Origin of the sequence: Sulfurivirga sp., from assembly GCF_015490265.1 — a bacterium.
Classification (GTDB): domain Bacteria; phylum Pseudomonadota; class Gammaproteobacteria; order Thiomicrospirales; family Thiomicrospiraceae; genus Sulfurivirga.
On record NZ_WFYD01000041.1, the window covers coordinates 1 to 15,918 of the forward strand.

Here is a 15,918-nt window from a genome sequence, read left to right on the forward strand (position 1 = left end):
CGGCCTGCCACATGCTCTCCACCCGTTTCACCGCCCGGGCATCCGACGACTCGGCCGGCGTGAGGATGACCCGATGGTCCACATACAGTTCCGCATCGGCGGCCGCCACACCGCTGAGCTCCTTGCCGGCAATGGGGTGTCCGGGCACGAAGCCGCCCGGCAAGGCATCACCAAAGGCTGCCCGGGCGGCATCGATGACATGCTGTTTGGCGCTGCCACCGTCGGTAATGAGCACGTCCGCCTCAAGCTCAAGCGAGGCAAGCCGGTCGAACACGGCCGGGAAGGCGCCCAGCGGTGTGGCGATGAAGATCAGGTCGGCACCATCCACATGCGCCTGTTCAAGCCGGGTTCCCCCGCTGTCGATGACGCCCAGGTGCACGGCTTCGGCCAGCGTATCCGGGCTGCGACTGATGCCGATGACCTCACGGACGAGATCATTTTTTTTCAACGCCAGCGCCAGTGAACCGCCGATCAGCCCGACACCGATGATGACCGCCCGCTCAAACATGCAGCGCCTCCTTCAGCCGTGCCATGCACAGATTCATTTCCTCATCGGTGCCGATGGAAATGCGCAGCCAGTCGGCCATGCCATAACCATTGAGTGGTCGTACGATCACGCCGTGACGCAGCAGAAAGTCATTGACCGCCGCCGCATCGTCAAAGCGCACGCTGACGAAATTCCCATGGGAAGGGAGGAATGCAAGCCCCTCTTCCGCCAGAAAGCGCTCGAAATGATTCAGGTTGCGCTGATTGAGCGCCACGCCCTCGGCGACGAAATCCTGATCCTCCAGTGCGGCGATGCCGGCCGCCTGTGCCAGAACATTCACATTGAAAGGTTCCCGCACCCGATTGATGTAGCTGATGATTTCCGCATCGGCAATCAAGTAGCCAAGCCGCAGTCCGGCCAGACCATAGGCCTTGGAAAAAGTGCGGCTGATCAGCAGATTGGAGTATCGGCCGAGATAGTCCAGTCCGTCCGGATACCCCTCATGGGCCGAGGCATACTCGTAATAGGCCTCATCCAGCACCACCAGCACATGCCCGGGCACCTTTTCCATGAAGCGCTCGAAGGCCTCATCGTCGAACAGCGTGCCGGTGGGGTTGTTGGGGTTGGCCAGAAAGATAAGTTTGGTGCGCGGCGTGATGGCCGCTGCCATGGCGTCGAGATCATGGGCAAAGTCCCTTGAGGGCACGGCCACCCCCGTCGCCCCCGCCGCCTGCGTGCTGAGAGGATAGACGGCAAAGGCGTGCTGGTCGTAGATCACCTCGTCGCCGGGGCCGGCAAAGGTGCGCACCACCAGCTCCAGCACCTCGTTGGAGCCATTGCCGGGCAGAATCTGCTCGGGTTCGACACCATGAAAGGCCGCCAGCGCCTGTTTGAGGTAGAACGCATTGCCGTCGGGGTAGCGGGCCAGACCATCAAGCGCCTCTGTCAGAACCTCCTTCACTTTCGGGCTGCAGCCCAGCGGATTTTCATTGGAGGCCAGCTTGATCACATGGGTCAGTCCCATTTCCCGCTGCAGTTCCTCAACGGGCTTGCCGGGCTGATAGGGTGTCAGTGCGTCGATCTGCGGCAGAATCCGATTTTCAAACATGGTCATTTCAGGGGAGAGATTGGAAAGGAGCCCAGCAGTTTGAACCAGGCGCTGCGCTCGGCCACCTCTTCCAGCACCTCGCGCACTTCATCCTGCTGCGCATGACCGATGATGTCGATGAAGAACAGATAGTCCCACGTCTTGTGCTGGGCGGGACGGGAGACGATGCGGCTCATGCTGATGCCTCGCTCGGAGAAGGGTTCCAGCACTTCCAGCAGGGCGCCGGCACGATTGGGCACCGTCAGCACCATGGCCGTCTTGTCCTCGCCACTGGGCTGGGACTGCTCGTGCCCCATCACCCAGAACCGGGTAGTGTTGTTGGGATTGTCCTCGATGTGCTTCTCGACAATATGGAGATCATAGATCTGCGCCGCCTGTTCGGAAGCAATCGCCGCCCAGTCGTCATGAGCCTGCGCCAGCTGCGCTGCGCGGGCGTTGGACTCCACCGCCTCCAGCTCCGCATGGGCCAGGTTGTTCTGCAGCCAGGTGCGGCACTGGGCCAGCGCCTGCGCATGGGCCACCACCCTGCGGATCTGCTCCGGCTTCTCGCTGCGGGAGAGCAGGCAGTGATGGATGGGCAGATCCACCTCGCTGCATACCTGCAGCGGGGTTTCGATCAGTGCGTTCTGCGTCTCGCTCACCACCCCTTCTGTGGAATTTTCCACCGGCACGATGCCATAGTGCGCCTCCTTGCGTTCCACCGCCTTGAACACGTCACTGATGCTGGACACGGCATAGGGATGGGCGAAGGTGCCGAACTGCTTGATCACGGCGGCATGGGAGTAGCTGCCCTCCGGCCCCAGATAGGCGATGCGCATGGGTTCTTCCAGCGCCAGACAGGCGGACATGATCTCCCGGAACAGGCGGGCCATGTCCTGCGCAGGCAGACTGCCGTCATTGCGCTCGATCACGCGGCGCAACACCTGCGCCTCCCGCTCAGGGCGGTAGAACACAGCCTCCACCCTGCCGCCCCGGGTCTTGATCTCCGCTACCTGACGGGCCAACCGCGCCCGCTCGCTGATCAGCGCCTGAAGCTGCTCGTCGATGACATCAATCCGATTGCGGATTTCAAGAAGTGCTGTCTGTTCGTCCTGATTGCTCATGGAATGCCTGTCGCTTCAACAAAGATCCTTGAACGGGTCAATGGCACACGCGCACGGAGCGCACGCCCGGCACGGCCCGTAATGCATCCAGCGCCTGATCGGCCAGCGGGCCCGTGACATCGATCAGGGTGTAGGCCAGCTCATCCCTTGCCCGATTGATCATGTCCTCGATGTTCAGCTTCGCTTCGCCCAGCACCCGGGTCATGGCGGCGATCATGCCGGCATCGTTATCGTTGACGATAGCGATGCGATGCGCCCCCTCGGGAATGGCGCCCAGTTCCACTTCTGGCAGGTTGACCGAGCGGTGCACCGTGCCCCGCTCAAGAAAGTCCCGCAGTTGCTGCACGGCCATGACGGCGCAGTTCTCCTCCGACTCTTCGGTGGAAGCGCCCAGATGAGGCAGGCTGATCACCCGAGGGTGCCCCTTGAGCCGCGCGCTGGGAAAGTCGCTCACATACCGGGCCGGCGCCCCCTGCTCCAGAGCCGGTTCCAGTGCCGCTTCATCCACGATCTCGCCGCGGGAGAAGTTCAGCAGCACGCTGCCGGTTCGCATGTGAGCCAGCCTGTCCGCGTTGATCAGGTGCCGGGTGGAGTCCAGCAGGGGCACATGCAGAGAGACGAAGTCGCTCTGTTGCAGCAGGGATTCTAGGCTCAACGCCTGCTCGACACGGCTGTCCAGCTGCCAGGCGGCTCGCACGGAAATGGCCGGATCATAGCCGATGACCGTCATCCCCAGCTCGATGGCCATGTTGGCCACGCGCACACCGATGGCGCCCAGGCCGATCACGCCCAGCGTCCTGCCGGCCAGCTCGAAGCCGCGAAAGCGCTTCTTGGCACGCTCCACCTCGTCCGCCAGCCGTTCTGCCGGCACATCAAGGGCGCGCACGAACGCAGCCGCCTCGCACACATTACGGGCGGCCACCAGCATGCCCGCCAGCACCAGCTCCTTGACGGCATTGGCATTGGCGCCCGGGGTGTTGAACACGGCAATGCCGCGCTGAGAACACAGGTTGACGGGAATGTTGTTGACCCCCGCCCCGGCACGGGCGATGGCCTTGAGACGCGGGTTGAGCGGCCGTTCATGCAGATTGGCCGAACGCACCAGAATGGCGTCCGGATCGCTGAACTCGGAGGCCACCTCATACTGGTCCGGCGGCAGCAGCGCCAATCCTTTCGGGGCGATCTCGTTCAGCGTGAGAATGCGGTATTTGCTCAGCATGGACGGCCTCCGGACCCTGATGCGCTCGATCAGCCGTATCGACGCTCGAAATCGGCCATGAAGTCGATCAGCGCGTCAACGCCCTCTTCCGGCATGGCGTTGTAGATGGACGCGCGCATGCCGCCGACCAGACGATGCCCCTTGAGGTATTTCAGCCCGGCGGCATCCGACTCAGCAAGGAAGGTCTTGTCCAGCTCCGGGTTGGCCAGTGTGAAGGGCACGTTCATGATGGAGCGGTCCTGTGGGCGCACCGGATTGTGGTAGAAGTCGGAACCGTCGATGAAGTCATAGAGCTTCTTCGCCTTGCGACGGTTGACCAAGGCAATTTTTTCCAGTCCGCCCTGCTTCTTGAGCCATTTGAACACCAGCCCCGCCATGTACCACGGATAGGTAGCCGGGGTGTTGTCCATGGAGCCGGCTTCCGCCTGCACCTGCCAGTCCAGCAGGCGCGGGCAATCTTCACGAGCGTTGCCGATCAGGTCCTCACGCACGATGACAATGGCGATGCCGGAGGGCCCGACATTCTTCTGGGCACCGGCGTAGATCATGCCGAATTTCGACACATCAACCGGCTCGGACAGGATGCAGGAGGACATGTCGGCGATCAGCGGCTTGTCGCCCACATCGGGAATGAAGTGGAACTGCAGGCCACCGATGGTTTCATTGGGCGTGTAGTGGACATATTTCGCCTCATCCGACAGCTGCCAGGTGGCCGGTTCGGGAATCTCGGTGGCATGCTCCGCCACGATGTTCACACGGGCGTAGCGCTTGGCCTCATTGAGCGCCTTTTTCGACCAGGCACCGGTGTTGAAGTAGTCCACCACATCGCCCGGACGGGTCAGATTGAGCGGAATGGCGGAGAACTGCATGGTGGCGCCACCGTGGAGAAACATCACCCGGTAGTTGTCGGGAATGTTCATCAGCTCACGCAGATCGGCCTCCGCCTCCTCGGCCACCTGCATGAACTCCCTGCCCCGGTGGCTCACTTCCATGATGGACATGCCGGTGCCATGCCAGTCCAGAAACTCCGCCTGCGCCTGGCGCATCACCTCTTCCGGCAGCATGGCCGGGCCGGCGCTGAAATTGAACACTCTGCTCATGCGTTGTCGTTCTCCTCGTCGTTCTCGTCTTCGGCGGCCACCTTGGCCACGTCCACCAGCTGCTCGCCCTTGCTCAGGTTGATCAGCTTGACGCCCTGCGCGTTGCGGCCCACCACGGAAATCTCTCTGACAGGTGTGCGCACCAGCGTGCCGCGGTTGGTGATCAGCACCACCTCGTCTTCAGGCGTGACGGTGACGGCCGCCACCACCTGACCATTGCGCTCACTGGTCTTGATGGAAATGACCCCCTGCCCGCCACGGTGAATCTTGCTGTACTCCTCCACCGGCGTGCACTTGCCATAGCCATTTTCCGTGGCGGTGAGGATGAGCGTGCCCGGCTGGGCGATCTGCATGCTGACGATATGCTGGCCTTCCGACAGCCTCATGCCACGCACGCCGCGGGCCGTGCGGCCCATCACCCGCACTTCGTCCTCATCGAAGCGGATGGCCTTGCCGCCACTGGAAAACAGCATCACTTCCCGCGTGCCGTCGGTGAGCGCCGTGTCCACCAGCGCGTCCCCCTCCACCAGATCGATGGCGATGATGCCGATGTTGCGCGGACGGGAGAAGTCCGCCAGCGCCACGCGCTTGACGGTGCCGTTAGCCGTGGCCATGACCACATAGCCGCCCTGTTCGAAGTCACGCACCGGCAGAATGGTGGTGACCGCCTCGCCCTCTTCCAGGTTCAGCACGTTGACGATCGGCTTGCCGCGGGCGTTGCGACCGGCCTGAGGCAGTTGCCAGGTCTTCTTCCAGTAGACACGGCCCCGGGTGGTGAAGAACAGCAGCCAGTCGTGGGAGCTGGCCACCACCAGCTCGGCGGCCTCGTCCTCATCCTTCATCTGGGTGGCCGCCTTGCCGCGCCCGCCCCGGTGCTGGGTACGGTAGTCGCTCAGGGACTGGGTCTTCACGTAGCCATCGCGGGACAGGGTGATGATGCGCTCCTCTTCGGCGATGAGGTCTTCGTCATCCAGTTCCTGATGGTTGTGGTCGATTTCAGTACGGCGCGCATCGCCATACTGCTCGCGGATCTCGATCAGCTCTTCGCGCACCACCTCCGTCAGACGCTCCGGGCTGCGCAGTATGTGCAGATATTCACCGATCCGCTCGATCAGTTCCCGGTATTCCTCAAGAATCTTTTCCTGTTCCAGACCGGTCAGGCGGTGCAGACGCATGTCCAGAATGGCCTGAGCCTGCTGCGGAGAGAGGCGGTAGGTGTTCCCGCCCACGAGGCCATAGCCTTCCGGCAGATCTTCCGGACGGGTGTCATCCGCTTCCACCCGCTCCAGCAGGGCCAGCACATTGCCGGCATGCCAGTCGCGCGCGAGCATCTGCTCCTTGGCCACCGCCGGCGTGGGTGCCGACTTGATCAGCTCGATCATCTCGTCGATGTTGGACAGCGCCACCGCCAGACCTTCCAGCAGGTGGGCCTTTTCCCGCGCCTTGCGCAGATCGTAGATGGTGCGGCGGGTGACCACTTCGCGGCGATGGCGCAGAAAGGCCTCGATCACCTCCTTGAGATTGAGCAACTTCGGTTGCCCGTCCACCAGCGCCACCATGTTGATGCCGAACACGCTCTGCAGGGCGGTGAGCTTGTAGAGCTGGTTGAGCAGCACTTCCGCCACCACATCTCGACGCAGCTCGATGACAATGCGCATGCCCTCCTTGTCCGACTCGTCCCGCAGGGCGGTGATGCCCTCCACCTTCTTCTCCTTGACCAGCTCGGCGATGCGCTCGATCAGCTTGGCCTTGTTCACCTGATACGGCAGTTCGGTGACGATGATGGCCTGCTTGCCGGACTTGTCCTCCTCCACATGGGCGCGGGCGCGCATGACCACCCGGCCCCGCCCGGTCTCGTAGGCGGCGCGGATGCCGGAGGTGCCATTGATGATGGCGCCGGTCGGAAAATCGGGACCGGGCAGGTGTTCGATCAGGTCACCTACGCTCAGCGTGGGGTCATCCAGCAGCGCCACGCAGGCGTTGATGGTTTCGGTCAGGTTGTGAGGCGGGATGTTGGTGGCCATGCCCACCGCGATGCCGGCCGAGCCGTTGATGAGCAGATTGGGAATGCGGGTGGGCAGTACCGCCGGTTCCTTTTCGGAACCGTCATAGTTGGGCACGAAATCCACGGTCTCCTTGTCGATGTCCGCCAGCATCTCATGGGCGATGCGGCTCATGCGGATTTCCGTATAACGCATGGCCGCGGGCGCGTCACCGTCGATGGAGCCGAAGTTGCCCTGCCCGTCAATGAGCACATAGCGCATGGAGAACGGCTGCGCCATGCGCACGATGGTGTCATACACCGCCGAATCGCCATGGGGGTGGTACTTACCGATCACATCCCCGACGATGCGGGCCGACTTCTTGTAGGGGCGGTTCCAGCCGTTGCCCAGCTCATGCATGGCGTAGAGCACGCGGCGGTGCACCGGTTTGAGGCCATCGCGCACATCCGGCAGCGCCCGGCCGATGATCACGCTCATGGCATAGCTGAGGTAGGACTGCTGCATCTCCTCTTCGAGGGAGACGGGAATGATCTCGCTGGCGAACTCACTCATGAAAGGATCCTGAAAGCCTTGTGGTGTCTGTTTTGAAAGCGCTGATTATATCACGCTATAATCGCCTGACTTTCCGTGCGACAGAGCCCTTTCCGTGAGCAACGCCAACCCCGACGCCCTGCAGCATTTCGACGCCCAGGCCCACCAGTGGTGGGACGAAAACGGGCCGATGGCCACCCTGCACCAGATCACCCCGGCACGGGTCGAATTCGTCGAGCGCAACATGCCGCTTGAGGGCATGCGCCTGTGCGACATCGGCTGTGGTGGCGGACTGGTGAGCGAGGCGCTGGCGCGCAAGGGGGCGCAGGTCACCGGCATCGATCTGGCGGAAGAAGCGCTCACTGTCGCCCGTCTGCATGCGCTGGAAAGCGGCCTGACCATCGACTATCGGCCCATCAGCGCCGAAGCGCTTGCGGAGGAGATGGCCGGTCAGTTCGACGGAGTCACCTGTCTGGACATGCTGGAGCATGTGCCCGAACCGGCCGAGGTGGTGCGCGCGGCCGCCCACCTGCTGAAACCGGGTGGCGTGGCGGTCTTCTCCACCCTCAACCGCACGCTGAAAGCCCGCCTGCTTGCGGTGGAACTGGCCGAAAAGGTGCTGGGCCTGCTGCCACGGGGCACCCATGATCCCGAACATTTCATCAGACCCCACGAGCTGGAACACTGGGCCCGTGCCAGCGGCCTGCGTCTGAAGGATGAAAGCGGCCTGTGCTACAGCCCGCTGAGCCACAGCGCCCGACTGTGCGATGACCTGTCGATCAACTATCTGATGGCGTTTGAAAAGACATGAACGACATACGCTGCGTGCTGTTCGATCTGGACGGCACCCTGCTGGACACCAGCTATGACTTCGCTTGGGCGCTCAACACCCTGCGCGCCGAGGACGGCCTGCCGCCCGTGCCCTACTGGCGCATCCGCCAGACCATTTCCCAGGGGGGGCGTGCGGTGGTGAAGCTGGGCTATCCGGATCTGGAGGGCGAGGCGCTGGAAGCCAAACGCACCCGTTTTCTCAACCTCTACAACGACCATATCTCGGTGCACACCCGTCTGTTCCCCACGCTGGAAGACAGCATCCGCACGCTGGAGGAAAAAGGCATTCCCTGGGGTATCGTCACCAACAAACCTGAGTGGCTGACCCACAAGCTGCTGGATGAAATCACCCTGCCGGCCGAGCCCCGTGCCTTGGTGTGTGGTGATACCCTGCCGGTGCGCAAACCTCATGCGGAGCCGATGCATCTGGCCGCGGAACAGTGCGGTGTCGCGCCGGAACACTGCCTCTACATCGGTGATCATCCCCGGGACATCGAAGCGCCGCTCAATGCCGGCATGCTGAGCGGCGCGGCGCTCTATGGCTACCTGCCGCAGGATGTGGACCCGATGCGGTGGCCGGCGCACTTCTTCTATCACACCCCGGCGGACATTCTCCGCCACGTGGAGCAGCTATGAAAGAGACCGCCTTCATCACCGGCGCAGGCGGCACGCTGGGTCAGGCGGTTAGTCGGCGTCTTGCCGAAACCCACCGTCACATCATTCTGCATGATGCGGAGCTGGCTGCGCTGGAGCCCCTCTACGACCGCATTGAGCGCGAGACACGCTGCGAACCGATTCTGTTTCCGCTCAATTTCCGGCTGGCAGGGGCTGGCGAATTCATGCAGCTTGAACAGGCGCTGGCCGAACATGGCGAACCGGTGGACACGCTCGTTCTGAATGCCGCCGCCCTGCCCGCCTTTACGCCACTGAGTCACTTTGATCCGACCCAGTGGTATGAAGTGTTGCAGGTGAACCTGAACGCCCATTTCCACATTCTGCAGGCCGTGCTCCCTCATCTGGGCGAAGGGGCGGAAGTGCTGCTGATTTCTGATGCCCTGCTGAACAATCCGCAACCCTTTGGTGGTGCCTATGCCGTCGCCAAGGCCGGCCTTGAACAGCTGATCAGAACCCTGCAGGCGGAGCGGGACGACCTCAACTGCCGCATCGAGCGGGTTGGTGCCTTTCAGGGCCCGTGGCGGCAGCGCCTGTTTCCGGGCGCGGACAACAGCAAGCTGCCTACGGCGGAAGCGGTGGCCGAACAGCTTGTGAGCGGCAAGGACCGTGAAAACACTCATTGACACCCTGCGTGAACAGCTGGGACGCGCCCTGCGTCCGGTGCTGGCACCCAAGCGCCGTTACGAGGCCGACGAAGCGCTGGAGAACACGCTGCTGACACCGGAGCTGGCCCGGCTGATTCTGCTGCTGATTGGTGCAGGTTCCCTTTTGATGGGACTGACGGCCGCAGTCGGTCTGTTCGAAATGTCCCATGCCCATGCCCTGCTGCTCTGGGGACTGGCCGCCGTGGAACTGGGCAGCTGGTGGCTGATCGGCCTGTGGCGCAACTGGACGCAGTCGCTGTTTGCCTTCAACCTGCTGCTCTACACCGCCATGCTGGCGCCGCTGGTGGTGTCGGATCCGCACATGTACACCATGCTCTTTGCCAGCGTCTTTCCCGTGCTGGGCGCCTTCATCCTCATCAACCGGCGGCAGGGGCTGGTGAATCTGGTTCTCGCGCTGCTGCTGCCGGACCTGGCGCACTGGCTGGGCGGGCCCCAGATGACTGCAGAGCAGCGCTACAACCACCTGATCTTCACGCTGCTGGGCGGATTCATCGGGCTGGCGCTGGCCACGCTCATCCAGCAGCTGATCGCGCGGCTGAGCGATCAGGTGATGCGCCTTGCGCATCTGGCCACCCACGACCCGCTCACCGGTGCGCTCAATCGCAAGGGGCTGGAAGAGCATGGCGAGGTCATGCTCTCCACGCATCTGCGCAAGGCAAACATGCCCATGTCGGCAGCCATCATCGACCTGGACTTCTTCAAACAGGTCAACGACACCTGGGGGCATGAAGCGGGTGATACGGTGCTGAAACATCTGGTGGCGCTGATTCATCAGCGTTTTCGCCGCCGCAGCGACATACTCGCCCGCATGGGGGGCGACGAGTTCGCCCTGCTGCTGCCCAACACGCCTCTTGAGCACGCCCATGAACTGCTGGTGGCGCTCAGCCAGACCCTGCAGAACAACCTGCCGGAATATGAGGGAGAGCGGCTTCCCGTCGCTCTGTCCATCGGTGCTGTCGCGCTGGACAGAGCACGCCATCGAGAACTGGACGATCTGCTGCGCGATGCGGATCAGTGGGTCTATCAGGCCAAGAAGGCCGGCCGCTCCCATGTGTGCAGCCCCATCGACTGCACCGCCATTCCTACGGCTTTCGAGCTTCCTGCATCAATACGCTGATATCTGATATCCGCCATCCCCTCAGCCATACAGCTGACGCACCCCTTCCCGCACCAGCTTCGGAGCAGACGCCAGCAGGGTGCGGGTGTAAGGATGCCGGGGGTCGGCCAGCACCTGCTCCACACTGCCCTGCTCCACGATGCGGCCCTTCTGCATCACCGCCACCCGATGGGCGATGCGCGGCAGAATGGACAGGTCATGAGTGATGAACAGGTAGCTCACCCCCTCCTCTTCCTGCAGTCGGTTGAGCAGGTCGATGATCTGCGCCCGCACGCTCACATCCAGCGCACTGGTGGGCTCATCGCAGACGATAAGCCGCGGCTCCACCGCCAACGCGCGGGCGATGCCGATGCGCTGACGCTGTCCGCCGGAAAACTCATGGGGATAGCGATGCATGTGCTCCGGCTCCAGCCCCACCTTTTCCAGCAGCTCGGCCACCCTTTTCAGCTGTCCGGGCCTGTCCTTCGGCCCTACGCCAAGGGTCACCATGCCCTCGCGGATGCTCTCGCCCACCGTCATGCGCGGGTTGAGGGCCGAATAGGGATCCTGAAAGATCACCTGCAGCGCCTTGCGCCACGGGCGCATCTGGCGCGGCCCAAGACGGGCCAGATCCACCGACTCATCAATAAGGATGCGCCCTTCGGTCAGCTCCACCAGCCTCAATAGCGCCATGCCCAGCGTGCTCTTTCCGGAGCCGGACTCGCCCACCAGTGCCAGCGTCTCACCGGCGCGGATGCGCAGATCCACCCCATCCACCGCCCGGGTGTGGTCCACGGTGCGCTGCAGCAGCCCCTTGCGCACGGGGAACCAGACACGGACGCCTTTTGCTTCCAACAGGGTGTTGTTCTTCGGTTCCGGCTTGAGCGCCCGCAACGGCAGGGCGTTCCTGAGCAGTCGACGGGTGTAGTCCGCCTGCGGATTCTCCAGAAAGTGCCTCACCGGCGCCTGTTCGATCAGCCGGCCCCGGTACATGACCGCCACCCGGTCGGCGATCTCCGCCACCACCCCCATGTCATGGGTGATGAACAGCACCGCCATGCCGTGGCGCTGCTGCAGCTGGCGCAGCAGATCGAGGATCTGCGCCTGGATGGTCACATCCAGCGCCGTGGTGGGCTCATCGGCGATCAGCACCTCCGGTTCGCACGCCAGCGCCATGGCGATCATGATCCGCTGCTTCTGTCCGCCGGAAAACTGATGGGGATACCACCCCATGCGCACATCCGGGTCGGGAATGCCCACCTCATCCAGAAGGGAAATCACCTTGTCGTTCAACTTCTTGCCGCGCAGTCCGAGATGGCGCCTCAACACCTCGGCGATCTGCTCGCCAATGCGCATCACTGGATTGAGCGCCGTCATCGGTTCCTGAAAGATCATCGCCATGCGCCGGCCGCGGATGCGCTGCATGGCCGCCTCGGGCAGGTCCAGCAGCTCGGTGCCATCCAGCCTCACCGACCCGCCACGCACGCACAGCGCCTCAGGCAACAGACGCATCAGCGCAAGCGCCGTCAGGGACTTGCCTGACCCGGACTCCCCAACCAGCGCCAGCACTTCGCCACGCCTCAGCGTAAAGGTGACATCCTCCACCAGCGTTTTCCCGTCCCGCAGGCCGAGGGTGAGCCCTTCCACCTGAAGAATTTCCTGTCCCTTCTCCGTCATCAGTCCGCACTCCTCGGATTGAACACCTGCTGCACCCGGTCGGAGAGCAGGTTGGCCGCCAGCACCACCAGCGACATGAATACGAACGCCGCCGCCAGCGACCACCACACCGCAGGCTCTCGCGCCATCTCCAGCCGTGCGGCGTTGATCATGTTGCCCCAGCTGTTCATGGTCGGGTCCACGCCCACCCCCACATAGGTGAGCACCGCCTCGGCCAGCACCAGTCCGCTGAAGTCCAGCACCACGGCAATGAGCACCAGATGCATGAGATTGGGCGTGATGTGCCGCAGCAGAATGCGTCCATGCCCGGCGCCCAGCGCCCGGGCCGCGCGCACATAATCCACCTGGCTCAGCTTGAGCGTCTCCGCCCGCAGCAGACGGCACAACCCCGTCCAGCTGGTCAGGCCGAGAATCAGCGTCAGAAACAGCAGACGCAGATCCGCCCGCGCCTCCGCCGAGCCGAACCACTCCGGATGATTCTCCAGCATCCCCTGCATCACCAGCACCGCCGCAGCGATCAGCAGCACGCCCGGAATGGAGTTGAGGGTGGTGTAGAGATACTGGATTACATCATCCACCCAGCCCTTGAAGTAGCCGGCCATCACTCCCAGCCCGATGGCCAGCGGCAGCATCAGCAATGTGGTCAGGGTGCCGATGAGCACGCCGGTGCGGATCGACTTGAGCGCCTGAAAGAGCACGTCATTGCCCACCTTGTCGGTGCCGAAGACGTGAAAATCCCGGCTCAGGGCCCACAGCAGGCAGAAAACCGTCAGAATGGCCCACAGGACGGCCCAGAAAAGGCGCCGGTCGGCGCGGGCAAGAATCCGTCCCTTAAAAATGGGGGAGACCCCGTATCGAACCAGCCACAGCAGGCCGGTCAGGCCCGTTCCCAGCGCCAGTCCCAGCCCCACATCCGGCCAGAACCGTTCGGGATGGACATGCGCCAGCGGCAGGTGCACCTGCCGGGTGACGCCGCCCTCCTGCACCACCGACTTGACGAACTCACGGGTGGCGAAGGGGGCCGAGTAGGTGCGCTCCGTGTTCTCCAGCAGGTGGGCGAACAGCAGGTCCAGCAGGCTGCGCACCTGCCCACCCGCCAACTGAAAGTGGACCGAATCCAGCAGGGCGACCACCACATAGGCCGCCAGCACCAGCGCGCTGGTCAGCGCCAGCCGGCTGGTGAACACCGCCTGCCAGCGCTCCAGCACCAGCCGGTCACGCCGAGCGCTCCAGCCCCAGGCGGCGAGCATCGCCACCAGCAGCCATACCAGCGTATCGGTCCACAACAGGGTCAGCATCATCAGGGCTTCCAGTATCGGTAACCTTGCATCTGCAGGCGCAGCACCTCCGGCGCACCTGCCGGGACGAAATCCACCACCATGTTCATATCATCTTCGGTCAGGCCGCTGGCTTTCATGCTGATGCGACAGGCCTTGAACACCACGCCCCGGTTGGCCAGATCGGTCACCAGCGTTGCCGTGCGGACATTGTCCGCCCGAAGCGCGTGGATGCCCTCCTCATAGGCCACCACGGTAAAGCGCACCTTGTCCGACCCCAGCTCCCTCAGCACCCGGTCGATCTGGAAGAGCACCCGCCTGTGGCCGTTGTTCAGGCCATCGGCGCGGGTGAACTGCACCACGAAATCCACCGGATCGGCCCAGCTGGAAAGGGGCAGCGCAAGCAGCGTAAAGAGCATGAAAATCCGTAACCTGCGCGCCATATCTCACCCTCCTTATTTGAAACGCACCCGCGGATCGGCCCAGGCGTAGGCGATGTCCGTGAGCATCAGTCCCACGATATAGAGCACGGCCCCCAGAAACACCATCGCCTTGACGATGGCGAAATCCTGCCCCTGAATCGCCTCGATGGTGTAGCTGCCCAGTCCCGGAATGCCGAAGAAGCTCTCCATGACCAGCGATCCCATGAACAGCGTGGGGATCACCACCACCACACCTGTGAGAATGGGCAGCAGCCCGTTGGGTAGCACATGACGGCGCATCACCTGCCAGGGTGACAGCCCCTTGGCGCGGGCCGTGCGCACGTACTCCTTTTCCACCTCTTCGAGAAAGAGCGTGCGGTACCAGCGCAACCCGCTGCCCAGACCGGAGACCACTCCGATGAGCACCGGCAGAATGAGGAACTTCCACGCATCCGCCCCCGGCTGATAGCCGGAGATGGGCACCCAGTGCAGCATCTTGCTCACCAGCACCTGCCCGCCGATGATGTAGAACAGCCCGGAGATGGACATGAGCACCACCGCCGCCACCAGCGCCGTCCGGTCCACCAGCGAATAGCGGAACAGCACCACCGCCAGCGCCAGGGTGATATTGACCCACAGTCCCAGCAGAAAGGTGGGCAGCGCCAGCGCCAGCGACGGCCCCATGCGCTGGCGGATGTCCTCGCCGATGTCCCGCCCGCTGTCTGACAGGCCGAAATCGAAGGTGAACAGGCGCATGCTCTCATTGAAGAACAGGGTGTCGGTCACCGTGCCCAGCCCTTCCGCCTCAGGATTGAAGAACAGCGGGCGGTCGTAGCCATGGGCCGCCTTCCACGCCTCGATCATCTCCGGTGTGGTCTGCTTGGCGCCCAGATGGATGCGCGCCATGTCGTCCGGCGTGTTGACCATGAAAAACAGCGCGAAGGTGATCAGGTTCACGCCGATGAGAATGGGCACGGCGTAGAGCAGCCGGCGCATCAGGTAGTTCAGCATCGGCCTCTCTCCTGTTGGCGGTGACGGTAGAGCCTCACGGCACCGACCAGCGCCAGCAGCACCAGCGCCACCATCAGCCACAGTGCCCAGCGCACGGGCCGGTTCCACGCCTGTTCGCTTGCCGCCCGCAGCGTCGGGTCAATGCGCAGGTATTTGGTGGTGTTGTTGGCCATCATGTTGGGCCAGGCATTGTGCACCCATCGGTGATACAGCGCCAGCGACCGGGGGTAGAAACCGAAGATCCACGGCGCGTCACGCTGCACCAGCGCCACCATGCGGCGGATGAGCCTGAGCCGTTCGGGCCCATTGTCCATGCGCTGCATCTCCTCGAACAGGCGATCGAATTCCGCATTATGGTAATTGGCGTAATTGACGCCGTTGCCGCCGGTGGCCACCACGCCATTCTTACCGTATAGCAGGAACAGGAAGTTCTCCGGATCCGGGTAGTCGGCGTTCCAGCCCCACATGAACAGCTGTCCCTTGCCTTGGCGCATCTTGTCCTGAAAGCGATTGTAGTCGGTGGCGCGGATGACCAGCTCCAGCCCGATGCGGGCGAACTGCTTGCGCAACCAGTCCAGCCGCGCCTTGTCGTCCGGGCTGCCACCCACCGCCTCGAAGTAGATCTTCAGCGGATGACCGGTCTTAGGATCGACGCCATCCGGATAGCCCGCCTCGGCCAGCAGCCGTTTTGCCACCGCCAGCGGCCTGCGCCG

Annotated in this window: 15 protein-coding genes; 4 read left to right on the plus strand and 11 right to left on the minus strand. The window is 63.3% G+C overall.

Translation table 11 applies throughout. From position 1 onward, the window contains the following. The 6 genes from F8K16_RS02955 to gyrA all read right to left on the minus strand — a co-directional run. The coding region (locus F8K16_RS02955) for a prephenate dehydrogenase/arogenate dehydrogenase family protein (protein WP_294946725.1) at window positions 1-508 on the minus strand (508 nt) is incomplete at its 3' end. Beyond that, window positions 501-1,595 carry a histidinol-phosphate transaminase gene (gene hisC / locus F8K16_RS02960; protein ID WP_294946728.1) on the minus strand — a complete coding sequence of 365 codons (1,095 nt, stop codon included), beginning with the start codon at window positions 1,593-1,595 and terminating at the stop codon, window positions 501-503. The genes F8K16_RS02955 and hisC, both read right to left, overlap by 8 nt. A 2-nt stretch (window positions 1,596-1,597) precedes the next feature. Next, window positions 1,598-2,698, minus strand: a complete 1,101-nt coding sequence (pheA, locus tag F8K16_RS02965; RefSeq protein ID WP_294946730.1) for a prephenate dehydratase — start codon at window positions 2,696-2,698, stop codon at window positions 1,598-1,600. 37 nt (window positions 2,699-2,735) lie between these two features. Then, the gene (locus F8K16_RS02970; protein ID WP_294946732.1) at window positions 2,736-3,917 is read right to left on the minus strand and encodes a 3-phosphoglycerate dehydrogenase family protein; all 1,182 of its coding nucleotides are present in this window, start codon (window positions 3,915-3,917) and stop codon (window positions 2,736-2,738) included. Window positions 3,918-3,946: 29 nt separating this feature from the next. After that, window positions 3,947-5,017, minus strand: coding sequence for a 3-phosphoserine/phosphohydroxythreonine transaminase (serC, locus tag F8K16_RS02975; protein WP_294946734.1), 1,071 nt, complete (start codon window positions 5,015-5,017; stop codon window positions 3,947-3,949). After that, a complete protein-coding gene (gene gyrA, locus F8K16_RS02980) occupies window positions 5,014-7,572 on the minus strand; it encodes a DNA gyrase subunit A (protein ID WP_294946737.1) in 2,559 nt (852 codons plus the stop codon). The genes serC and gyrA overlap by 4 nt, the downstream gene beginning before the upstream one ends. Before the next feature lie 94 nt (window positions 7,573-7,666). Here gyrA and ubiG point away from each other — a divergent pair, with 94 nt between their 5' ends. From ubiG to F8K16_RS03000, 4 genes are read left to right on the plus strand one after another with little or no spacing between them, the layout of a single operon-like run. Further along, a complete protein-coding gene (gene ubiG, locus F8K16_RS02985; RefSeq protein ID WP_294946740.1) occupies window positions 7,667-8,362 on the plus strand; it encodes a bifunctional 2-polyprenyl-6-hydroxyphenol methylase/3-demethylubiquinol 3-O-methyltransferase UbiG in 696 nt (231 codons plus the stop codon). Beyond that, complete coding sequence (locus F8K16_RS02990) at window positions 8,359-9,018, plus strand: HAD family hydrolase (protein WP_294946743.1); 660 nt, start codon at window positions 8,359-8,361, stop codon at window positions 9,016-9,018. The genes ubiG and F8K16_RS02990 overlap by 4 nt, the downstream gene beginning before the upstream one ends. Then, the gene (locus F8K16_RS02995; RefSeq protein WP_294946745.1) at window positions 9,015-9,680 is read left to right on the plus strand and encodes an SDR family NAD(P)-dependent oxidoreductase; all 666 of its coding nucleotides are present in this window, start codon (window positions 9,015-9,017) and stop codon (window positions 9,678-9,680) included. Before F8K16_RS02990 ends, F8K16_RS02995 begins: the two co-directional genes overlap by 4 nt. Further along, window positions 9,664-10,839: a GGDEF domain-containing protein gene (locus F8K16_RS03000; RefSeq protein WP_294946748.1), complete on the plus strand. Its 1,176-nt coding sequence runs from the start codon at window positions 9,664-9,666 to the stop codon at window positions 10,837-10,839. Before F8K16_RS02995 ends, F8K16_RS03000 begins: the two co-directional genes overlap by 17 nt. 21 nt (window positions 10,840-10,860) lie before the next feature. On the opposite strand, the gene F8K16_RS03005 is transcribed toward F8K16_RS03000, so the two are convergent. The 5 genes from F8K16_RS03005 to F8K16_RS03025 form a co-directional block, all read right to left on the minus strand. After that, window positions 10,861-12,495, minus strand: a complete 1,635-nt coding sequence (locus F8K16_RS03005; RefSeq protein WP_294946751.1) for an ABC transporter ATP-binding protein — start codon at window positions 12,493-12,495, stop codon at window positions 10,861-10,863. After that, window positions 12,495-13,796, minus strand: coding sequence for an ABC transporter permease (locus F8K16_RS03010; RefSeq protein ID WP_294946754.1), 1,302 nt, complete (start codon window positions 13,794-13,796; stop codon window positions 12,495-12,497). Before F8K16_RS03010 ends, F8K16_RS03005 begins: the two co-directional genes overlap by 1 nt. Then, window positions 13,796-14,215 carry a DsrE family protein gene (locus F8K16_RS03015; RefSeq protein ID WP_294946756.1) on the minus strand — a complete coding sequence of 140 codons (420 nt, stop codon included), beginning with the start codon at window positions 14,213-14,215 and terminating at the stop codon, window positions 13,796-13,798. The genes F8K16_RS03010 and F8K16_RS03015 overlap by 1 nt, the downstream gene beginning before the upstream one ends. Window positions 14,216-14,227: 12 nt before the next feature. After that, window positions 14,228-15,205, minus strand: a complete 978-nt coding sequence (locus F8K16_RS03020; RefSeq protein ID WP_294946759.1) for an ABC transporter permease — start codon at window positions 15,203-15,205, stop codon at window positions 14,228-14,230. Then, window positions 15,199-15,918: ABC transporter substrate-binding protein (locus tag F8K16_RS03025; protein ID WP_294946762.1), on the minus strand; the 720-nt coding region annotated here is incomplete at its 5' end. The genes F8K16_RS03025 and F8K16_RS03020, both read right to left, overlap by 7 nt.

Coding starts and splice junctions, on each gene's coding strand:
- hisC (WP_294946728.1), bottom strand. CDS start 1,595: ATGTTTGAAAATCGGATTCTGCCGCAGATCGACGCACTGACACCCTAT.
- pheA (WP_294946730.1), bottom strand. CDS start 2,698: ATGAGCAATCAGGACGAACAGACAGCACTTCTTGAAATCCGCAATCGG.
- F8K16_RS02970 (WP_294946732.1), bottom strand. CDS start 3,917: ATGCTGAGCAAATACCGCATTCTCACGCTGAACGAGATCGCCCCGAAA.
- serC (WP_294946734.1), bottom strand. CDS start 5,017: ATGAGCAGAGTGTTCAATTTCAGCGCCGGCCCGGCCATGCTGCCGGAA.
- gyrA (WP_294946737.1), bottom strand. CDS start 7,572: ATGAGTGAGTTCGCCAGCGAGATCATTCCCGTCTCCCTCGAAGAGGAG.
- F8K16_RS02990 (WP_294946743.1), top strand. CDS start 8,359: ATGAACGACATACGCTGCGTGCTGTTCGATCTGGACGGCACCCTGCTG.
- F8K16_RS02995 (WP_294946745.1), top strand. CDS start 9,015: ATGAAAGAGACCGCCTTCATCACCGGCGCAGGCGGCACGCTGGGTCAG.
- F8K16_RS03005 (WP_294946751.1), bottom strand. CDS start 12,495: ATGACGGAGAAGGGACAGGAAATTCTTCAGGTGGAAGGGCTCACCCTC.
- F8K16_RS03010 (WP_294946754.1), bottom strand. CDS start 13,796: ATGATGCTGACCCTGTTGTGGACCGATACGCTGGTATGGCTGCTGGTG.
- F8K16_RS03015 (WP_294946756.1), bottom strand. CDS start 14,215: ATGGCGCGCAGGTTACGGATTTTCATGCTCTTTACGCTGCTTGCGCTG.
- F8K16_RS03020 (WP_294946759.1), bottom strand. CDS start 15,205: ATGCTGAACTACCTGATGCGCCGGCTGCTCTACGCCGTGCCCATTCTC.